20 protein-coding genes, 2 pseudogenes and 1 riboswitch are annotated in these 21,353 nt (G+C 35.0%); of the genes and pseudogenes, 4 read left to right on the forward strand and 18 right to left on the reverse strand.

Annotated elements, in window-relative coordinates; genetic code table 11:
* Positions 1-78: 78 nt before the first annotated feature.
* The 4 genes from V7138_RS05755 to V7138_RS05770 form a co-directional block, all read right to left on the reverse strand.
* Positions 79-909: a glycerophosphodiester phosphodiesterase gene (locus tag V7138_RS05755; protein WP_335394878.1), complete on the reverse strand. Its 831-nt coding sequence runs from the start codon at positions 907-909 to the stop codon at positions 79-81.
* A 330-nt stretch (positions 910-1,239) separates the two neighbouring features.
* Positions 1,240-1,692 carry a hypothetical protein gene (locus V7138_RS05760; RefSeq protein WP_335394880.1) on the reverse strand — a complete coding sequence of 151 codons (453 nt, stop codon included), beginning with the start codon at positions 1,690-1,692 and terminating at the stop codon, positions 1,240-1,242.
* Positions 1,689-1,895, reverse strand: a complete 207-nt coding sequence (locus V7138_RS05765; RefSeq protein ID WP_335394881.1) for a helix-turn-helix transcriptional regulator — start codon at positions 1,893-1,895, stop codon at positions 1,689-1,691. The genes V7138_RS05760 and V7138_RS05765 overlap by 4 nt, the downstream gene beginning before the upstream one ends.
* 239 nt (positions 1,896-2,134) lie before the next feature.
* On the reverse strand, positions 2,135-3,295 hold the full coding sequence (locus tag V7138_RS05770) for an acyltransferase family protein (protein WP_335394882.1): 1,161 nt from the start codon (positions 3,293-3,295) through the stop codon (positions 2,135-2,137).
* A 269-nt stretch (positions 3,296-3,564) separates the two neighbouring features.
* Here V7138_RS05770 and V7138_RS05775 point away from each other — a divergent pair.
* A pseudogene (locus V7138_RS05775) lies at positions 3,565-4,401 on the forward strand (tyrosine-type recombinase/integrase).
* 82 nt (positions 4,402-4,483) lie between these two features.
* Here the strand turns inward: V7138_RS05775 and V7138_RS05780 are convergent.
* Together V7138_RS05780 and V7138_RS05785 are read right to left on the reverse strand one after the other, a co-directional pair.
* Complete coding sequence (locus V7138_RS05780; RefSeq protein WP_335394883.1) at positions 4,484-4,876, reverse strand: sporulation protein; 393 nt, start codon at positions 4,874-4,876, stop codon at positions 4,484-4,486.
* A gap of 319 nt (positions 4,877-5,195) precedes the next feature.
* Positions 5,196-5,396, reverse strand: coding sequence for a hypothetical protein (locus V7138_RS05785; RefSeq protein WP_335394885.1), 201 nt, complete (start codon positions 5,394-5,396; stop codon positions 5,196-5,198).
* Positions 5,397-5,797: 401 nt separating this feature from the next.
* Positions 5,798-5,934, forward strand: a riboswitch (cyclic di-AMP (ydaO/yuaA leader).
* A 190-nt stretch (positions 5,935-6,124) separates the two neighbouring features.
* Here V7138_RS05785 and V7138_RS05790 point away from each other — a divergent pair.
* Positions 6,125-7,462 carry a TrkH family potassium uptake protein gene (locus V7138_RS05790; RefSeq protein ID WP_335394887.1) on the forward strand — a complete coding sequence of 446 codons (1,338 nt, stop codon included), beginning with the start codon at positions 6,125-6,127 and terminating at the stop codon, positions 7,460-7,462.
* A 25-nt stretch (positions 7,463-7,487) separates the two neighbouring features.
* The gene (locus tag V7138_RS05795) at positions 7,488-8,144 is read left to right on the forward strand and encodes a potassium channel family protein (RefSeq protein WP_335394889.1); all 657 of its coding nucleotides are present in this window, start codon (positions 7,488-7,490) and stop codon (positions 8,142-8,144) included.
* 747 nt (positions 8,145-8,891) lie between these two features.
* On the opposite strand, the gene V7138_RS05800 is transcribed toward V7138_RS05795, so the two are convergent.
* The 11 genes and pseudogenes from V7138_RS05800 to V7138_RS05850 all read right to left on the reverse strand — a co-directional run bounded on the left by V7138_RS05800 (position 8,892) and on the right by V7138_RS05850 (position 18,453).
* Positions 8,892-9,233 carry a DUF1048 domain-containing protein gene (locus V7138_RS05800; RefSeq protein ID WP_335394891.1) on the reverse strand — a complete coding sequence of 114 codons (342 nt, stop codon included), beginning with the start codon at positions 9,231-9,233 and terminating at the stop codon, positions 8,892-8,894.
* A 1-nt stretch (position 9,234) separates the two neighbouring features.
* Positions 9,235-9,576 (reverse strand): PadR family transcriptional regulator, encoded by a 342-nt coding sequence (locus V7138_RS05805; protein ID WP_335394893.1) that lies wholly within the window; start codon positions 9,574-9,576, stop codon positions 9,235-9,237.
* Positions 9,577-10,339: 763 nt separating this feature from the next.
* Positions 10,340-10,936, reverse strand: a complete 597-nt coding sequence (locus tag V7138_RS05810) for a bifunctional transcriptional activator/DNA repair enzyme AdaA (protein WP_335394895.1) — start codon at positions 10,934-10,936, stop codon at positions 10,340-10,342.
* Positions 10,920-12,201 (reverse strand): annotated as a pseudogene (locus V7138_RS05815) (APC family permease). Before V7138_RS05815 ends, V7138_RS05810 begins: the two are co-directional and overlap by 17 nt.
* Before the next feature lie 380 nt (positions 12,202-12,581).
* The gene (locus V7138_RS05820; protein WP_335394897.1) at positions 12,582-12,776 is read right to left on the reverse strand and encodes a hypothetical protein; all 195 of its coding nucleotides are present in this window, start codon (positions 12,774-12,776) and stop codon (positions 12,582-12,584) included.
* 247 nt (positions 12,777-13,023) lie between these two features.
* A complete protein-coding gene (locus V7138_RS05825; protein WP_335394898.1) occupies positions 13,024-13,263 on the reverse strand; it encodes a hypothetical protein in 240 nt (79 codons plus the stop codon).
* Positions 13,264-13,744: 481 nt separating this feature from the next.
* On the reverse strand, positions 13,745-14,359 hold the full coding sequence (locus tag V7138_RS05830) for a TetR/AcrR family transcriptional regulator (protein ID WP_335394900.1): 615 nt from the start codon (positions 14,357-14,359) through the stop codon (positions 13,745-13,747).
* 67 nt (positions 14,360-14,426) lie between these two features.
* Positions 14,427-16,028, reverse strand: a complete 1,602-nt coding sequence (locus V7138_RS05835) for an FAD-dependent monooxygenase (protein WP_335394902.1) — start codon at positions 16,026-16,028, stop codon at positions 14,427-14,429.
* Positions 16,029-16,561: 533 nt separating this feature from the next.
* Positions 16,562-17,002 (reverse strand): NUDIX domain-containing protein, encoded by a 441-nt coding sequence (locus V7138_RS05840; RefSeq protein ID WP_335394904.1) that lies wholly within the window; start codon positions 17,000-17,002, stop codon positions 16,562-16,564.
* A 233-nt stretch (positions 17,003-17,235) separates the two neighbouring features.
* Positions 17,236-17,637, reverse strand: coding sequence for a hypothetical protein (locus V7138_RS05845; protein ID WP_335394906.1), 402 nt, complete (start codon positions 17,635-17,637; stop codon positions 17,236-17,238).
* Between the two features lie 291 nt (positions 17,638-17,928).
* Positions 17,929-18,453 (reverse strand): AAA family ATPase, encoded by a 525-nt coding sequence (locus V7138_RS05850; protein ID WP_335394908.1) that lies wholly within the window; start codon positions 18,451-18,453, stop codon positions 17,929-17,931.
* A 270-nt stretch (positions 18,454-18,723) separates the two neighbouring features.
* Between V7138_RS05850 and V7138_RS05855 the strand changes: the two genes are divergently transcribed.
* Positions 18,724-19,419, forward strand: a complete 696-nt coding sequence (locus tag V7138_RS05855; RefSeq protein WP_335394910.1) for a hypothetical protein — start codon at positions 18,724-18,726, stop codon at positions 19,417-19,419.
* Between the two features lie 584 nt (positions 19,420-20,003).
* Here the strand turns inward: V7138_RS05855 and V7138_RS05860 are convergent.
* The gene (locus V7138_RS05860; protein WP_335394912.1) at positions 20,004-21,299 is read right to left on the reverse strand and encodes an IS110 family transposase; all 1,296 of its coding nucleotides are present in this window, start codon (positions 21,297-21,299) and stop codon (positions 20,004-20,006) included.
* Positions 21,300-21,353: the final 54 nt, after the last annotated feature.

The following is a 21,353-nucleotide window of genomic DNA, read 5'->3' on the forward strand; positions in this document are numbered from 1 at the left end:
CAATTTCCATGAAAAAAAAGATCCAAACAAAAAAAGGAGTAGCAACTACTCCTTTTCTTAAACTATATTACAGTAATATTATTTTCCAGGATCTACATAGTCCGGATAATCAGTAACGATAGCATCAACCTTCATTTCGAATAGAAAGTCGGCTGCTTCTTGACTACGTACTGTCCAAGATCCAATTTTCATACCAAGAGAGTGAACTTGATTCACTAATTCTTCTGTCACCATTCCATAATGGGGGTTAAACCAATCTGCATATGTTGAAAATTCTTGTAAAGCTTCCATTGTTGTATCTGCACGGTTAGAAGTTATTACACCAATTGGGACATTAGGAAGGAGCTCGTTCATTTTTTTCATGGATTCAAAGTTAAAAGATTGAATAAGGATTTTTTCATTTTGTGGTTTATCGAGATTTCGTTCTCTTAATGCTTCTGCTACTTGTTCTTCAATTCCAGGGTATAGCTCTGGAGCCTTTAATTCTATGAATATCCCTACTTTTCCACGGTAACGTTCAAGAATCTCTTCAAATGTTGGGATTTGTTCTCCTGCAAATTGTTCCCCTTTCCAGCTACCTGCATCAAGACTTCTAAGCTTTTCAAATGTTAAATCCCCTACTTTTCCTGTTCCATCTGTTGTACGATCCACTGTTGTATCATGAATCAATACTAATTCACCATCTTTACTTCTTTGAACATCGATTTCAATATAATCGGCTTTCATATCAACTGCTACATCAAAACCCGCAATCGTGTTTTCAGGAGCATAACCTGATGCACCACGGTGTGCTACATTTTCCACTTGTTTTCTTTCGCCTACTGTTGGTTCTTCTGCAAACGCCTGACTGAACGGGCTTAATAACAACGAAAAAGCCACCCCTGTACCGATTAATAACTTTTTACTCATTATCTTCATCTCCTATCTAAAATATGTATTCAAACATATTCTAGAAAAGGGATGTTAAGCTAGTTTATAGATATATTCATAGCTTGATAACAATTGTGTTAACAAAATTCAACCTTTTTCCTTACGTTTTTTTACAATTCTGCAAACTGACTTATATAATAGGGATACTCTATAGCTACATTTTACCTACGACACTTGATAATGTGGTATTAAACATTATGACTAATTCATTTTTAAAGCCCCTCTCTATTGAGTGTGGCTTTTTCCTCTTAAGTAGTACTCCTTCTTAAAGTAATGCACCCCGTTACTTTAAGTACATTTTTTCACAAACTAAAACTTAATAACATAAAGCAAATACGAAACTAAAACACTTACCCATTGTAGGGATGCAAATAGGAAGATAGTTTCCACAGCATAGTTTGAATCACTCAAAAGTAAAATCATCATAAATGGAATCATTAATATAGATAAAGTACCCGCAACTAATAGACTTTTGGATAAAATACTCACTTGATATTCATCATACTTTTTTCTTCTCTTAATCAAAATAAAGACTATTATGGCAATGGTTAAACCAATTATTAGGTATCCAATGAACCTCATATTTCCAGTTCTAAGAAAGTCAGACCACCCATTCCAAAAAGCAGAATTAAGAGTCTCTCTATGTGAAAGGATACTAACAAATTCCATATGACCAGCCGTAAAAATAAAAATAATCGAATAAATGACTGACATAAAACCAATAAAGATTATATTTATGATTGGTTGTTTTAACAGGCTCACTTTCTCTCACTCTCCTCAAAATCAAATATTTCTTCAATTGACATATTGAAAAATTTTGCTAAATCATACGCCAACCAAATCGATGGATCAAACTTATTGTTTTCGATTGCATTAATTGCTTGCCGTGAAACATTCACCTTCTCACCCAATTGTCCTTGTGATAATCCGTATTGCTCCCTAAGTTTTTTAACTTTGTTTTTCAATTTTCGGACCTCTTTCTGTAAGGTTAACCTTACACATAAACTAACAGATTATAATTGTATACGTCAAGTAAACCTTACACAAATTTTCTAAAAAGGTACTTTTCTAATTTAGAAAAGCTACCCGTTAGTTGAACAAGAATCATTATTTTCATGACACATCATTATCCTACTAAGACAAAAGCCAGCAATAATGCTGGCTTTTATTTTTCACATTTCATTTATTTAAATATTATTTCCTTTCACATCATTTTTTTGAGGTATGGAATCTTTCGCCATACAAAGTGACTTAGCAAAAAACTTAGAATGATTCCTAAAAATGCCGTCATAAGAAATTTAGTCCAGACTGATATTGGTAGGTCATTCAATGTATATTGAAGGAAGACAACTACTGGGACATGGATGAAATAAACAACAAATACATCGTTTGATAACATCTTAGACCAACGATTAGTGCCGTTAATTTTTTCTCTAAATAAAATTAGAAGACCGATTATAAGCGAAATACACAGTAACGTCTCAATTAATGATCGAGTCAACGAACCAAAGTTTTGTCCACCCTTTAAAAGAAAAGGATCTACCGTATTCCCTCCAAAATACAAAATAGTTACTATTAATACTCCAATAATAAGCCAGATGTATCCTACTCTCGCACTCAAAGTTAAAAACCATTTGCGATGATAGGCCATAATGCCTAAACAAAAGAAACTCACATACTGTGGTACATGCGCAAATTCTGTTTGAATAAATCCTACGAAAGCTGTCCAATGATCAATAGGAAACCATATCCTTGTAATGAAAGTCACTAAACTAACGAACAACCACAGGGAGAGAATCTGATAAACCTTAATGTTTCCATCTAATTTTTTTGTGGATTTCTTGGATGTAAGGAAGGTCCAGACTGAAAACACAACCGCATACACAAGTAAATGCTCTAAAAACCATAAATGGCCAAATTGCATATCAGGCCAAGATGGTCCAGACCAATTCGTGGGTTCACTACCAAGTCCAAAAAATATATTAACATAGTAAGAAAAAAATGAGATGGGTTCATAATCTCTGAAATTAATGTAATATAAATACATCAGAATAGGAATTATCACGAGAAAACCCAGTAGTAATGGAGTACCAATTCTAATAAGCCGTTCTTTTAAAAACCGTTTCGGCCCTTTTCTTGCGATTGATTGAGGGAGAAAATAGGCTGATAAAAAGAAAAACATACTCATAAAAAATGCTGCATTTACAGAGAAAAACCTGCCCAACCAGTTGATAGATTCATCATCCAAAAAATACCACCAACCACCTGGTCCATAGGCTTGTCCAGCATGGTGAGCTACTACAAGCATAATTAAAGCTATTTTTATATTATCGATGAAATATAAATGATCACTCTCTTTTTTCACCTTTAAAACTCCTTTCCCATTAAAAGTTATACTTTAAATAATAGTAACGTATATTTCACCGTTATTGGAAAAAGATTACAATAATGGTTAATAATCTCTTATTCTTAATCAATCATTTTTTTGCATTATCGTCCTTCTGCGATATTGATAATAAGTTAATTCCTACTTCTACTAACCTGCAATGATAGTTGAATAGTATCTTCCGTTTAAATTTCTATAATCAAGTCAATAATTCCTTTAAAAATGAAGTTTAAAGGGAGAGATATATTTTGTTATTATCGAAAGCATGGGAAACGTATGAGTCGTATAAGCGAATTGAGGGATTTTCACCACAAACTTTAAAAGCATATCAACTTCAGGTCAACCTACTAATTCGTCATTTTGGAGATATAGAAATTGCTTTACTTTCAACAGAGCAATTAAAAGCTTACCTCTCTAAGTCTAGCAAAACATTAAAACCCTCATCACTAGCACATCGTGTTCGTTCAATGAAATCGTTTTTTCGATGGACATTTGAAGAAGGACATATCAGTAAAAATCGGCAGCTAAGATTAAAGAGCCAAAGATAGGTAAAAGAATCCCAAAGTTTTTAACAGAAAGGGAGATTGAATATCTTCGAGAAGTTTGCTTTACACCTAAGGAGAAAGCTCTAATTGAGTTTATGTTTTCAACAGGTTGTAGAATTGGTGAGATCGTAACACTCGATAAGAATAGCATTAATTGGTCTAATCACTCTGCCATTGTTAATGGGTAAAGGTGATAAGGAAAGAGAAGTATATTTTAATATTCGATGTGAGATTTGGCTTATGCTATATAGAAAGCCGAGAAGATAATGATGCAGCTATCTTTGCAACTGAAAGACATCCCCACCGAATGAGCATAGCACAAATGCGATATATCATTAAACGAATATCAAAACGGGCAGGTATTAACAAAGAATCCATCCGCATCAACTGAGGCACAGTTATGCAACCCACTTACTAAATAATGGTGCACCTATTGAAGTGATACAGAGTTTGATGGGACATGAGAAAAGTGAAACTACTCGAATATATGCAGAGTTAAGTGGTCGTCTCAGGAAGGAGTTTTATCAAAAGTATTTCTAACAAATTTAATGGAGCAACTTGTTTTAATAACTGGTTGCTCCATTAAACTATTAAGACAGTCCTAGTTGTCTCATTATATCTGTTAATCCTTAACGATCCGAATAGCATCCTGATCAATGCTTTCTACTCCTTTTTTGAAGACTAATCTAGTTTTGAATCGATAAGATAATGAGCCTGTAGATGCTGGAGTAGAGTTCGGCAACTTGAAAGTAAAAGGTATTTTATTGATAGTATCTGCCGGAATAGAGTTGGTTGTTAAAATAGTAATAGAATCGATGATTTCTTTGCATTTCTCCTCAATATCTATTAGGACCAAATCACAATCAATCCGTTTCAGTTGTTGTAGTGTAGTTCCACCTTTAATCAAGAAATATCCCTTTACCTCCTCACCTGCCCTGTATGTTTCTTTTTCAAGTATTAGATCAATCTTTGCTGATCCTATTCCTAATAATGCCATATATTTTCTCAGAATCATAAATATCCTCCTGTTTGATTTCGATATTATAAACCAATTATTTGGAACTGGAAAACAAAAAAACCTTTACCAATAGGCAAAGGTTTTTAAACAATAAAAGACCTTTACCAATAGGCAAAGGTCTTGCTAACAACGGATTAGTTGCCAACAAAGCCGAGAAAATAAAAATTTCCGAAATGACGACTTTGTTGTAAAAGCTACTCCCCTTTTAAAAAAGGATATAGTATTTATTTATAATACTAGTTTAAGGACTCTTCTTTTTAAAGTCAACCACTTTTTAATTTTTTAGTTCAGATCATTTAAAAAGTGAAATATCTTTTTAATTATTCTTTTGTGAACCGAATAGCTTTAGAATTGGATGTGGTTTTTTATCAATCACCTTCAGCTCATCCATAATGAGATTATTTTCATGTTTCGCTAACCATTCCTTAAGTTCATCCTTATTTTGACAATGGGTTAAGTAAATTTCCCCACCCTTACCTACAGCATTAACTACAAATCTATTCGTAGTTTTTCCCATAATTGTCACCCTTTTTCCAAAATCATATTTAGTATATGATCCATGGCTATTTGGACTTTAATGAATACAATGTATAATGTATTAATCAAAATAGATTGATATTTTCAAGTCACGTATTAGCGAAAATCGAGACTCCTGATGAAGGGTAATTCTCAATATGCTTTACGCGATTTATGAATGCTATTCTAATGCACCACTTTAGATTATGTCAATACACTTTACAATTATATTTTAAAAGTTTAATAATCTTAAAGAAACGAAGAAATATGGAGTTAGAAAGCTTTTTATCCATAAAATCGGTTCTATATGGTCTAATATTGCTTATTTCGAACTTTTTTTGGATTTTTTAGGTATTTACAAGCAATTAGTGAGAGGAGTAAAATAATCTCCATAAATTACAAATTGAAAAACGGCCTAATCTCTAAATCGAGAACGGAGGACCCACTTTTTTGGGGTTAATTCTGCAAATGCAGAAGGGATGACACTCTTTCGCCATCCTACCCGTCAGCTAACTTCGTCGGCTAAAGCGAAGGAGGTCAGAAGACCACCTTATTCAGGTGGCTTTTTTGTTTTTTAAAAACAAAATTGCTGCCCGTCTTTAATGGTCTTTTTGTTATGCCTAAATAAACTATTAACAAAAACCATGGTGGTAATAATATATATATTTGGCAAGGGAAAAATTAACCTGTAGACCATTTCATTTTTACCAGGTCAGTAAGGAGATAAAGATGCGAAAAATACTAGATCATTTGAACCCACCCAGAGTACTAGTTTTGGGATTTGCCATTATCATTTTACTTGGTACCATTTTGTTGACACTTCCAATTGCAACAGAAAACGGAGAACGGCTTTCGTTTCTAGATGCTTTATTTACTGCAACATCTGCTACTTGTGTAACAGGTCTTGTTGTAGTAGATACTGGAGATACCTTTTCACTGTTTGGAGAGTTGGTAATAATATCGCTTATTCAAGTTGGTGGATTAGGGTTTATGACATTTGGAACGTTTTTATTCATGATTTTAGGAAAAAAAATCTCTTTAAAAGAAAGACTGCTATTGAAAGAGGCATATAATAATATCTCTCTTGCCGGGATTGTTAAATTAGTCAAGCGAATATTACTATTCTCTATAGTCATTGAAGCGCTTGGGGGAATGATATTATCGATTCGTTTTTCTTACGACATGCCACTTGGTAAAGCCCTATATTTTGGTTTTTTTCATGCTATATCTAATTTTAATAATGCCGGGTTTGATTTAATGGGGGAATTTCGAAGCCTTACTCCCTATGTGGGCGATCCGGTTATTGTCTTTACAGTTACAACATTAATCATTTTAGGTGGCTTGGGATTTATCGTATGGAATGAACTTTATGAATACCGGAATACTCGCAGATTATCTGTTAATACGAAAATTGTATTAATGACAACAATCATTCTAGTAGGGAGTGCAACGATTTTAATCTTCCTCTTTGAATACGGGAACAATCAAACATTAGGCCCATTATCAATTACAGATAAAGCTTTAGGAGCATTTTATCATGGGGTAACTCCAAGAACAGCCGGTTCAAATACTTTGTCAATTGCAGATTTAACCTATTCTTCTTTATTTCTGACAATCTTCCTTATGTTCATTGGAGGCGGTTCTGGATCAACAGCAGGAGGGATTAAAATTACGACCTTTGCTTTGTTAATGGCAACTATTTGGACTCAATTCAAAGGAAAAGAAGATGTTGTATTATTTAAACGCAGAATTGAGACTGAAACGATCTTAAAAGCATTAACTGTGGCTACGTGCGGTGCCATGATTGTCACCATCATAACCTTTTTATTGAGTATTACTGATAAGGGATTCCCGTTTATTATGTATTTATTTGAAGCAGCTTCCGCATTTGGTACTGTCGGCTTATCGATGGGGTTAACCCCCGAGCTATCTTCAGTCGGTCGTATTTTCATTATTTTAACGATGTTTGTCGGAAGGCTAGGTCCGCTCACGCTCGGTTTTGCCTTGACAAAAAGGCGCAAAAAAGAAGCTTATCGTCATCCAAAAGGAAATATCATGATTGGATAATGTAGAAGGGTTGGGAGAGATAAAGATGAACACAAAACAATATGCTGTGATTGGTTTAGGTAGATTCGGAACAAGTATCGCCAGAAGATTGCATGAAGCTGGCCAAGAGGTACTAGGAATTGACATCAGTGAGGAGCGAGTGGAAGGTGCCGAGTCTTTTGTGACTCATGCTGTTATTGCAGACAGCACGGAAGAAAAAGCACTCACATCTATTGGAATCGAAAATTTTGATTGTGTGATAGTAGCTATTGGGAACGATATGCAAGCAAGCATTTTAACCGTCATGCTTTTAAAGAACCTAGGTATTAAGAAAATCATTGCAAAGGCTTTAGGCAAACGCCATGGTCAGGTATTAGAACATATTGGAGCTCATTGGATAGTATATCCAGAGAGAGATATGGGTGAAAGAGTCGCCAATCAGCTACTCTCCCCCAGCATGCTGAATTATATTGAACTCTCGAAAGAATACAATATAGAGGAAATTGTGATTCCTTCAAAAATGGCTGAAAAAAGCCTGCGAGATCTTGATATTCGAGCCAAATATAATGTTAGTGTGATTGCAATTGTCAGTGGTACAGAAATTATCATCTCCCCTTCTCCTGACCATGTTATTCATTATGGGGACTTACTTGTAATGATTGGACACAGGGATGACTTAGCGAGATTTTCACAGTTAGAGTAAGGACTGCATCATATCGGATATAAACATGAGGGGCACATGTGCACTTGAATTTTAACCTTGCAGGGGACTGTTTCTATTGAATTGTTATTTTTGAGCAAAACCTAACTTCAAAAATCTATGGATTAGTAAAAAAGAAATCGGGTTCCAAGCCTTAACTCTTCATAACCATCAATTACAGAAGAGGATGTAAGAAATGGTGCTGATTACTTTAGCATTATGAGGCAAAATCTTGAGACACTTAAGAAAGCTTTAAATTAAATTTAAAGCATAGGCCCTTTTAGACCTATGCTTTAATTCTGACTTATTGGGAATTTTTTTGATTAAAACACTTTAAATCCACTCCCTTGAAGACTTCCTTTTCTGTATAGGATTTTTTTAATCCTTTTACAGAAATCGCTGCATTGACCATACTTTTCTCCTCCTTATAATAAGCGCAACAAGTCTCTAGAATAACTATATTCCACTCCTCTGTCTGATTGGTATTCTGTATTACTTACTACTATATTAAAAATATAACTGAATAGTGAAGATGACACATTTCATTTGTAACCAACTATTCTTTCGAAACTATTTATTGAATTTACTTTTTTCCATTCGCTTCATGATACGCTGATTTAAATCTCCATGACTTGTAGACATACGTTATAACGGTAGCCTTAGTTCGGCGGAAAGGAAGCCAACTCGAGCCCAGTGACGGTTTGCTTAGTTAGCGTCGATTCTAGGCGAAACTCCACTTGGAATTCACTGTTAGCCACGACCAATCGTATCATTCAACTTCTTGCGATATTTGTCCTTCCAAGATTGCTCATCCTTCACCAAGTCATCGCAGAAAGCAGCCACGTCCTCGCCCGTAAGTTCAGTGACTTTCTTGCCTTCCGCTGCTCCTTCCTCAAAGAGGTCTAGAATGCCGGCGAAGATACGGCTGCTGTCCTTCCAGTCGGTGGGACCACCACCAGCAGTCCACATATATTTTTGGATAGCTTTGTAAGCGTTGCGGTACTCACTTGGAAGTGCCTTCGCACGTGCCTCCATCTCCCTCCATTCCCGCTTGTCATCCAGACTTCCGATAATTTTTTCAAAAATATTCATTTTACTTCTCTCCTTTTGTTTTTATATTAGTCTTAAGTCCGTTAATTTTACTTGAGATGAAATCCCATTTTTTCCAGAAGATCTTAAGCTGCTCCTGACCTGCTGTGTTGAGTGTGTAAAATTTTCTCGGTGGTCCCATAGTGGATGGCTTTTTCTCGATGTGCACCAGATTATTTTTCTCAAGCCGCATTGTAATCGTATAAACTGTGCCCTCAACCACATCAGTGAAGCCAAGTTTCCGCAGATGTTGCGTAATTTCATAGCCGTAAGTTTCGCCACGGCTGATGATTTCAAGCACACAACCTTCAAGCACCCCTTTCAGCATTTCCGTAATGTTTTCCATTCTTTACCTCCATTTATATTTTATTTATATTTTTTCAGTAATCATTAACACAGGTATTTTGTGTTACTGATATTCAGTATTACTAACTACTAGTATATAGTATTACCAATTAGCGTCGCTTGTCAATAAAACTTTTCGTCAAAAAAGCCCTATTACGACCTCAAAGGTGTTTTATCAAATTTGAATCTTAGACTTTAGCCAGACAGGTGATTATTCTCAAGAAGAGCTAAATAATTTAAAAATGATTGATGAAGGGTTTGATGACCAAGAACTCGCTCATTTTCGTGGTTTTGATTTACTTGTTTAATTGACCAAAATAATGATTAGTAATACCAACGGTCTCCACTTGCAAAAAAAGCAGGCACTATTCAGTTACAAACGCATCGAGTACAAATTTATTTGATGCGTTTGTATTTTTAGGGATAGGCTTATCAATATGTTTTAGAAGAAATGTACTTAAAAACCTGCTTCGTTAGCAAAATAACTTCAAAAAAGTGCATTAATCCTTCTTGGATCTTTCTTTTTCAACTAAACTGCCCCATTAGTTTAATAACTCCAACAAAGAAGTGCCTTAATCCTTCTTGACAACGCACCGTTTACTTTAAGTATATTACTTCACAATCAACATTCCTCACTTACTTTAATGCAATATCGAACAAAATAATATTAGTTTGGAAGTTTAGTAGTAATAGCGATTAGTTTAGTTGTTAAAACTTCTAAAATGGGAGACGTAGTTAATTACCTTTTGTTATCGAACGTAAATTCAGTCATATTCATGATTAACGTAATTTCCGTTATGGCAAGCGCGGAATTGACTCGGTGAAAGTCCTGTATTTCGTTTAAATGCATTATAAAAGCTAGAGACGCTTTGATAGCCTATTTGATAACCAACCTCCGTACTATTAAGGTTCGTCGTTAAAAGGAGTTCCTTAGCTTCATTTACTCTTATCTTTTCTAAATATATTCTTGGTGTATACCCTGTTCTTTCTTTGAAGATACGATTTAAATGAAAACGACTTACTCCAACCCTAGATGAAATTTCATGTAAAGTCATATTTTGAGCATAATTATTTTTTATCAATCGCTTAGTATCTTCCAAAAGGCTTTCGAACGGGTCATATGTTTTTATATTTAGATCTGGTTGGCATCTTTTGCATGGTCGATAGCCTGCACTTTGGGCTTCGTTCGCATTTAGAAAAAAAGAAACATTTTCGCGATTAGGAACCTTAGACTTGCAAGAAGGACGGCAGAATATTCCTGTTGTCTTAACCGCGTAAAAAAATATCCCATCATATGCTTGATCACATGAAACTGTTGCTTGCCACATAATATCTTTTGAAAGGTTATTTTGATCCTTCATTTCTTTTTAACCCTCCCTTGTAGGAGAATCTTACTAAAAGTCATATAAATCGTATATAAAAACACAACAATTATCGGTACAAATATATACAATTGAAAAAATGGAAGAATCAGCAAACATAAAATGAAAGAGGTTAACGATGCAAACCATGCTAGTGTGTACTTCCTAAATAATTTAAGACCCGCAGCCATTGAAAGAATATAAACTAGAATCCCAAGAGAAGTCGGTATAAACAAAATAGCATCAAAAGTCAGGGATAAAGTCTTCGTCACTAAAACACCTACCACCGAAAAACAGATAATAAACAATACCATCCGTCTTGGAATTTTAATAGTTTCATGATATTTTGAAAAAAACTTTGGAAAAGCACCATCCCTACTTAATGAATATCCCAATTGTGTTAGGCTGGCTACAAAAGCATTTGATGTACCTGTACAAATAATTAAAGCTAAAATAGCTGTGACTACTTTGGCACCTAAGCCTACCGTATCACCCATAATTACACCTATAGGAGAAAGATTGCTTTCTTGACTGCCATATGTCGCTGTTCCAATAGTAACAATGCTTAACGCTAAAAATAATATTCCAATGACTATTGCACTAACAACTGCTCCTTTGACAATATCCTTTTCTGGCCTTTTAAAGTGTTCGGCTAAATTACAAATCGCCTCCCAACCAAAAAAAGACCAAAAGATAACCGTTATAGCACTCCCGACAGAAAACCACCCATTCGGAACAAAGGGAGTAAAACTCCCCCATTCTATTCTCGGAAGTGATACAAATATTGCTACCAGTAAAAGTATCAATAATAAGGAACTTAAAATCAATGCAACTTTACCACTAACGTTTACGCCGTAATAATTGGAAGCACCTGCAATTACCAAAATAAAGATTGCAATTACAGTTGTTCCAAAACCTAAAAATCCAAATGCCTGACTGACATAATAAGCACCGGTTAAAGATACAATCGTTTGACCGACTGCTGCTGTTACAAAGTAAAACCAGCCAACGATATTGCCAAGATGATATCCAAAAGATTTTCTAACAAATGTTGCGGCTCCACCAGCATCAGGGTATTTTTTTGCCAAATTAGCAAAAGAAAAAGCTAGCGGAAAGCTAATTGTAATAACGATAAGCCAAGATACAATTGATACGGGCCCCGCCATTGAGGCTGTTACCCCTGGTAAAAAAAGCACACCCGAGCCTAGAATAGAAGCAATATATAATGCAATTCCTTGAAATAATCCAATTGATTTATTATTCATGACCTACATCCCCTTTATAGCAATTAGTGTACTAGAATAGGGATGAAAAACTCTTCCTTTTTTTTGCGTTCTAATTCTTAATAAAGCAATCAAAAGCATTTTTATTATAGTTCGTATTCCAAAATCTGTACGGATTGTGGAATAAGTGCTAAAGACGATTCTTCAACTCCCTCATTTTGATACGAATATCTCTCGAGTGCTCACTTATTTCGCAGGATTTCATATCCCTTTAAAAAAGGTTTATTGGTGATAGAAGTGAGTTCAGATCATTGGCATAGCTAAATAAAGGAGTTAGCATCATTGTTAATAACAGTTTCTTCCGTTATCTTAGATGCATAAGAATAACCTTCACTTGTTATACTAGGACCTTTTCTATCTCGTTATTTCCATTCTGAAATATCAACAACAATGCTGTCTTGTCTTATCTTAACTTCCCATACAGTTCCTCTCATTTTATCATCTTCTTTATAATGTCCGTAAGGGTATTCTCCATTGCCTACCGCATTTTTACTACATGTAGAGATATATAAGATGATAAATAAGAAAATAACTAAAAATGGAGTTCTTTTCCCCAAGTAGCTTCCTTCTCTTAATGGATTAGACATATTATTACTTAAAATGTTTTATATCTTTTTAAACTAACCTGCACCGTTAGCTGAATAACTTCAACAAAAATAAGCGATAATCATTCTTAGACGCCCCCGTTTTCCTCACTTATATAATATATTAGTTCAGGTGCGTTTTTATATCTTAATTGTCAGGAGCTTGAAACAGAGTAAAGACCTCCGAAGAGGAGGTCTTGGTTTCCTATTATAAGGGGTGTTAATTCATGCCATGCATCACGTGTGGCATCATGTGTGGCATACTAATCAATACAGCTTGTGACTGGGTAACATTGTCATGATGTGGATGATGATAATGATGATGTGGATGATGTGGATGATGATGATGATAGTGATGATGTGGATAATGATAGCTACTCATTACATAAGGATGATATCCAGATCCCATAATATATGGACTATACCCCATTCCATACCAGTTTCTTATATCTCCAAACATATTTTCACCTACTTTCGAGATGGGAATTTAACTAATTTCATGTTATGCCTTAATTAAATGAATGAGCTTATCTTCTCTCAAAATAGGTGTTTACCTATTAAATAAAAATCCTGCATCATCCAGTTCCACTAAACTGTTCTATAAGTTGAATAACTTCAACAAAAATTAGCGATAGTCATTCTTGAATTATCGCACCCTATAGTTTAAGTGAATATGTTCACAATTTTTTTCACCTTAACAAAATCTAATCCCTATATGTGAAGGGGAATATCAACAAGACACCTTCTTACTAAAGAAAAGGGCCCTATTCTTGAATAACTGTTACCTCATAGAAAATCATTTACTTATTCGCCTTCCAAAAATGCTGTCAAAGCCCACCAATTCATCCGCCGATTACTAGAATCTAGTCAACAATCAGCTCCTGTTTTTACTATAGAATGGTTACTTGCCTAATCATATCGATTGGTGAGATTCTAGTGATTCATGACAGTGACTTCATATAAAAACAAACTTGTCTAGCAATTTCTTCTTCATTAGGCTTCTTTATAGAACCATCACCAACAAGTAAACCATCAATTAACACATACGTTACTAATGGCCCTACAAACCCTCTTGCCGCGACTCTTGTATCTTCCACTGAAATACTGCCCACTTGTTTCGCTTTTTCCAAAAGACTAGCAATGCTGCTTAACACCTGTTTGGGAACAGCCTCTTGAAAAAGGATACCTAAATGAGGAAAGCGAGATATCTCTGTAATGATGACTCGTGCCAAACCTATATATTCCTTTTTCATTAGATGATCTATAAGACGTTGACCGATCATATTTAAGGCATTCTCCACTTCTTCTTGGCTGGATAGTGACAGTTGATTCATGAATGAAGAGAATTCTTCCTGTGAAATTACTGAAATCAACTGATTGATTACATCGGTTAATAGTTCTTCCTTGCTGGAATAATAGACGTATAGCGTTTGCTTCGATACCCCTGCCCTTTCCCTCACCATATCCATGCTCGTAGCAGAAAAGCCATTTTGTAAAAACAACTCCTTTGCAGCATCATGAATTTGTTCTTTTTTCTTTTGCGATCTGGAATTCATTTTTTTCAAAACTCCTTTTTCAGACTGAACAGTACAGTTTTATTGTATCGAAAATGATTTACATTAGCTATACCACTTTTTCACTTAAGAAATAAAGGTTCAACACACCTAAGAGTTCTTTTTCCTGTATATACTCACTGTGATAACCGATATATCCATCTGGTCTGATTAGGACAAAACCGTTCTTGTTTTGAAGTTTATAAGCTTGGGAAATCACATTTTCTTTATCATTTAAAAAGTGTTCATGAATCTTCGTTATTCCCACTTGATAAACCTTAATAGGATAGAAGTCAAGAGCAGAAATTATATGGTGAATTGATTGATGGTTGTTCGTGAAGATAAGAAGGACATGGTTAGTTGTTTTTAAATGGTCATATAATCTGTTACCATTACCGAATGTAACATCGGGTGCACGGTCCCCTGCTTGAAGTGATGCATTTAGTTTCAAAAGTTTTTTCAATGTTGTCGAAGGTTTCCTGCCATTTGTAATAATTGAACTGTGACGATAATGAATGCCGATTTCAGATAGAGCCTCAATCAAACGTTGCCTTACAGGCTTCTTCGATGTAATAATAGGTGCAACTCTCTTTCTAATATAATTGAACAATTGATTTTCATTCAAAAGCATTCGTGTCACACGTTCAGTACCTGCCAATAACTTATTCCAAACAGGTACTCTTTCTTCTGAATAGCTGTTTAAAAGATCTAATGGTGAATGATTTTGAAGGACAAGTGCAAGTTTCCATGCTAAATTGAACGCATCTTGTATACCTGTATTCATCCCTTGGGCACCTACTGGGGAGTGAATATGAGCCGCATCGCCTGCAAGGAAGGTTCGGCCCTTTCGTGGTTCTTTAACTTTTCTCTGGTTTACATGGAATCTTGATGTCCAAGATGGATCACTGATGGACGTATTCGCTGGGCCAACTTTATTAATGAAATCCTGAATTTCTTCGATTGTAATATCTTGATCGTAACCTTCTTTTGCTGTCATAAGGATCCGATGCCTGCCATCCTTCATTGGGAAAAACGCGATGAATTCTCCTTTTTTTACAAAAGCATAACTCTGATCATATGGTAACTCCCAGTCCAATTTAATATCTGCAAGAGCAAACAATTGATTGATAGTTGTGCCTTCGAATTCAAGTCCTAATTTATGGCGAACAACACTGTGGGCACCGTCACAACCAACGATATATTTTGCAATAATCGTTTCTTCTTTGTCCCCATCTTTCCGAACAGTTGCCTGACACCCTTCTTCATTTTCCGAAAAATCAAGCAAGCTAGTTCGCCATTCTATATCATGACCTTGCTTTTTTAAATTTGCATAAAGGACTTCTTCTGTAATGTTCTGAGGAACCATTAAAACCATTGGATAAGGACTATCACAATACTTATCAAAATTAAGTTTGAGGAGTTGGCGTTCTTGTTGAATGACATTAAATACTGGGGTTGGCAGACCTTTGCTAACCAGTTCATCGGCAACTCCTGTTTTTTCGAATAGTTCAAGTGTCCTTGACATTACACCTAGAGCTTTCGTGGTTTTTGAAGTTGTACTAGAGGAATCAATAATCCTAAACCTTATCCCGCGTCTTGCTAACTCATTTGCTAACGTCAAACCTGTAGGACCTGCACCAACGATTAAAATATCTGTATCAAGCACCTTCATTTTTCCATACTCCTTTTCTCAAAGTTATTATAATCAAACTGTACCGTACAGTTTGATTATAGTTTTTTTCAATTCTTTTAGCAATGAGAAATTCGCAAAAGATTGCCACAAATTCTAAAGGCCGAATTTATCCTGTTCTTAAATACAAACGGTCCTCTATAATCTGTCCTGATTGTTGAAAAAACTAATGACGATTGTTCAACTATCCTGCCCCAATAGTTGAAGAAGCGATTGCCTTGTTAAACTATCGCACCCTTTAGTTCAATAAAAATCTTTTTCCAACTGTTGTGCATATGTAGTCTTCCCTGACCCTGCGATACCACACATCATTATAATTAGTGGATTTGAAGTTTTTTGGTAGATTGTTTCCCTTAATTTTTCTCTCATCCTAACACCCGTTATAATTTCTAAATCTCTAGCATCGAAACTTACATTGCTTATTAAAGTAACCTACTTTGTTAGTTCAATAAACTCAACAAAAAGGTCGTAATCCTTCTTGGATCAACGCACCCGTTACTTCAATAAGAATTTCACTAACGAATAAACGCCAAGTCTCTATCAGCAAGTGCATCCTGTAACCATTGAGGATGCATTTTCAATAAGTCTTGCGGTAGGTATTGTTGATTAAAAAACTTTATTTCTAGCGACTCAGAAGAATTACATCGTAGTTCACCACCAGTAATTTCAGCAAGAAAACAAGTTGTTATAAAATGTACTATCTTACCATTTGGATAGGCGAACACCTGTGAATTAGGGTCAGAGTACACACCAATAAGCTTTTTAATTTTTATATCTAAATTAGTTTCCTCTTTTACTTTTCTGATAGCTGCCTCAGAAACTGTTTCCCCTATTTCTATATGTCCTGAAGGAATACCCCAAAGTCCTACATCTGACCTTTTCTGTAACAAAACTTGTTTATCCTCATTCAAAATTAAAACTGCAACCCCAGCTTTTAAGTCATCAATTCTTTTCATACAATAAACCTCCCTTAAAGTAATAAAAATGGTCCGAAGAGAAAGATTTCAACGCATCACAAATACGCTGAACCTTTCCCCTCGGACCTTTTATGTCAATAGGTGCCTTTTACATATTGTAAAAGATGTAGCCCTTGGTCACTGACCAATTTAGATAGCGGAACCCTAGCTACAATTTTCCAGTTCATTTTTATTTTACAACTAATACTTGGAATATGAAAGATACTCTTTCACTAAACTGCCCCGTTTGAATAGTTACATCTCTTTTTTTCAATCGCCATACGCAAGTTCGAGATAACCCCAATAAGCAATACTAACGAACAAACCATTTTTTCAAAAGGTGTTCCAAACAATTGTTGTATAAATCCAAAAGACCAAAGTACAACAAAAAACCAACATATAACGGTTATTCCTCTTTTGTATTTATATAGTTTAATTCTACCAACAATCAACGTAAAAACTACTCCAATAATAGAAATAACGATATTTATAACAGATATTGGTAGCTGTTCAGCGAATGATTCAGACCTTCCACCATTAACCCATGTGAATGGAATACCTTTGCTTATAATAAGAAAGTGGATTAAGATAGTCAAAGAGTAAAAAATAATTCCCATAAATACAGCAGTTTTCATATTAATTTTCCTGAGTTTTTCTAAAATAAAATCACCTCATTTTTCTTCCTGTTTCAATTTTATTTAATCCAGTAATATACTATTCCTATATCCCTTACCATCTGACAGGTAACTGAAAGTAAGATTTCGAAGAGTTATCAAAAATCACCATTATTCTTAAACAGAGCAAAAAACATCGGCTAGGTATTCTTGTTGAACTAAACTGCACCGTTAATACAATAAATTCAACACAAAAAGCGATTAATCCTTCTTGGATCATCGCACCCTTTATTTCATATTTCAATAAACTTTTCATGTTGATTCTATTACAACTTCCCCTTCTTGTGAAGGTACTTCAAATCCGTTTAGGTAAGAAATTAACGTATTTTCGGTGATTGGAAAGGCTGCATTTGCATCAAATCTTTTACTCCGTCCTATCAACCGTTGGCGAATAACTTCAGGACTAACTTTCAAATAAATAAGTTTCCATTCACCACCAGCTTCTTCAATCAGCTGTTTGTATTCAACTCGTTTGGCTCTTTGCCAAAAACTAAAATCAATAACAACCTTTCGTTTATCCTGAATAAGACTTACCAATTGATTACGAAGTCTTCTTTCAGCTTCAATTTGATAATCGCTATATTTCTCAGCAGGATAATCTATTCCATAACGTCCATTAACCTTCCAGATTTCTTCATCAATCGAAAGACGAACAAACCCTTCTTTTTCCAACTGTTGTGCATATGTAGTCTTCCCTGACCCTGCAATACCACACATCATTATAATTAATGGATTTGAAGTTTTTTGGTTTATTGTTTCCCTTAATTTTTCTCTCATTCTCATCCTAACACCCTTTATGAATTTCTAAATTTCTAGTATTGAAACTTACATTGCTTATTAAATTAAACTGCTCCGTTAGTTGATTAACTTCAGCAAAAAGTGCATTAATCCTTCTTGGATCAACCCTACCCGTTAGTTAAACAACAAATTTTTGAATTGTAGGTCTAAATAGCTTTTTTTTTAATAAATAATAAATAGATTTTATTTTAAGTGTTTTTGAGGCATATATCTTTTTGAAAAATTTATTTTTTATGGAGGTAAATGTTAATGAGAGGTAACGAAGAAAAATTGTGGCTTAATTTTTTATCGAAGTTAATGTTACTTTTACCACTACCCATTCTCCTTTTGCTCCTTTGCGTAGGGATGCTAACTAGTATAAGTGGAGATTCCCCAATCGAATTAGCCTTTATGATTGCGGGATCTGAAAACCCTCATTTACTAAGGCTGCAAGGACTTGCACTTAATTTGCTGTGGGGGTCCATGGCCATTTTTTTCATTGCATTAGCTGGGTTCCACCGGTTAAAATACCCCATCAAAAGCACATTCTTAGGTGCATTGGGCATTGGGTTCATTATTCCGATGTCAGCAGGAAATCTTCAGTGGGCAGCAGCCCTGGATATGGCAAATCGTTATAGCAAGGCTTCCTCCGAACAGCAGGAGATCATTGAACAAATTCAAATGACCGTTTTCCAAATTGTAGAATCAAGGATTGATGTGGCAAATTTATTTTGGAGTTTAGGATTTATACTATTTTTTATTATGGCTCGAAAGACTGTTCCGATGTTTATACATGTTTTATATCTTATATCCGCTGCAATTATGTTATTAGTCTTTTTTTCAAATATTTTTGGATTTCCATTTCCTTTCGTTACCATTCCAGTTTTTTGGCTGGTTACATTTATTGCTCATATCTCTCTTGGAATTGTGTTTCATAAAAAGAGCAAAGTCGTTGCTCCCAATTGAATAACGACTCCTGAAAAGATTTTAAACAAATAAAAATAATAAATGCTTACAATTGCACCCCTTTTTCTTAATGCCATGGTTAATTTCTACAAGGTAGGAACCATGGTTTTTTGTCTTGAATAATCATTATGTTTTAATTCTTATTGAACTAACCTCCCTCAATGAAGAAAGCGAAATCTACCGATTTCTCTCGTTTTCTTAGATTTTCATACTAGCTTGTTTTTAATAATCTATGATTTAGTGGGTATTATTACCTATTTAGGTAAATGTTGGACCATTAGAGTAAAAGACTCTATATTCAACTAGACCAACCTTAAGAAAAAATTGGTAACAATGTTAAAATATGATCGCACAATTGGATGTCCACATGTCTCATGGAGGTCAACCCTCCCATGCCTCACAGAGTCACTGCTCTAAAATTCCTTCGTCCAACCTTACCATGAGGTGGATGTCAGTCATGCTGCTCCACAGGGTCCATGCCCGAAGTTTAGTTGCTTTGCTGACTAATCCGTGCTTCAGTTGATAGAATACTAATCATAAATAATAAAACGTAAAACTACTTAAAATCTATATTTATTGCGTCTTTATGCGGCTTCTTTCACAGTCTGTAACTCTTTCATATGAGGAATGTCCTTCAACATTCTTTCTTCATTAAATTCAAATTGTTTCTTTCCAATCGCAAACAATACACGAATCAATTTATTACACAAAGCAATGAGTGACTGCATCTTCTTCAATGGATTATCTGGTCTTTGAGTATAGTAAGCATGTAATGCTTTAAACGCTGTATTCTTAGCAACTAGAATCATACATACCCTAAACAGGAGGGCTCGTAGTTTCCTTCTACCTCTTTTGGTAATTGTGGTTTTACCCTTATGTTTACCTGAAGTATTCTCTTTTAGGCTTAGACCAGCTAGTTTAATAAGTTGGCGTGGATGAGAATATTCGCTTAAATCTCCAACTTCTGCGAAGAAACCCGCAACTGTATCTCTTCCAACACCTTTTATAGCCAACATTTGTTGGACACCAGGTATCTGATCGATTAATGTATCAATCTTTGAATCTAATTCTTCGAATTTAAGTTGAACTAATTCATACTTATCAATTAATGTTTTAAGCTCTAATTTAGCCATATTTGCGCCTTGTCTAAGTCCTATGGACTTACTAGCTGCATGTTTTAACTCTTGAATTTTATTAAGACCAACACTACGTTTTACAGCTTTTCTTAAATGCATTAATAAGTCTTGATCAGAGAACTTTACTAATTCATGTGGTAACACAAAAAGCTTTAAGAACTGTAACGCTGCCTTTCCCTCCCACTTCTTAAAGACCGTAAGGAACTCAGGAAAATAGCGATCTATCCAGTTGTGAATCTGCCCTTGGACAGTTTGAAGATCGTCAGTCAGAAGATCACGTATTTTTTTAGCAACTCGGAGTTCTGCATAAACACCTTGCGGAATTGTTGGTTCAGCATATCTCCCATCCTTAACCAATTGTGCAATGACTTTGGCATCCTTCACATCATTTTTAGTTGGTGAGTTATCATCCAATTCCTTAGACTTTTTTACGTGAAGTGGATTTACAGCAACAAATTTAATACCATTTTCTTTCAGAATATGAGCTAGATTTAGCCAATAATGACCTGTTGGTTCCATACCAACAATTACTTTTTCCATGCCCTGTTCCAGCTTTAAATGATTGATCCAATCTATAAAGGCTGAGAAACCATCTTTGGTGTTCTCAAAAAAACAAGGTGTCCCAAACTCAAAACCTCTATAATCTTGCGCTCTAGCAACGTGCTTGAACTTAGCAATATCAACACCTATAATTAGTGTTTGAGAAGTAATTTGAGCAATCTTATTGTTCTGGTTATAATTCATTTGAATAGCCTCCTGGTTTTATTAGATTGTCCTTATAGCCGGCCAGCGTTGGAC

This window comes from Bacillus sp. JJ1533 (genome assembly GCF_036965045.1).
In the GTDB taxonomy this organism is placed as follows: domain Bacteria; phylum Bacillota; class Bacilli; order Bacillales; family Bacillaceae_L; genus Ferdinandcohnia.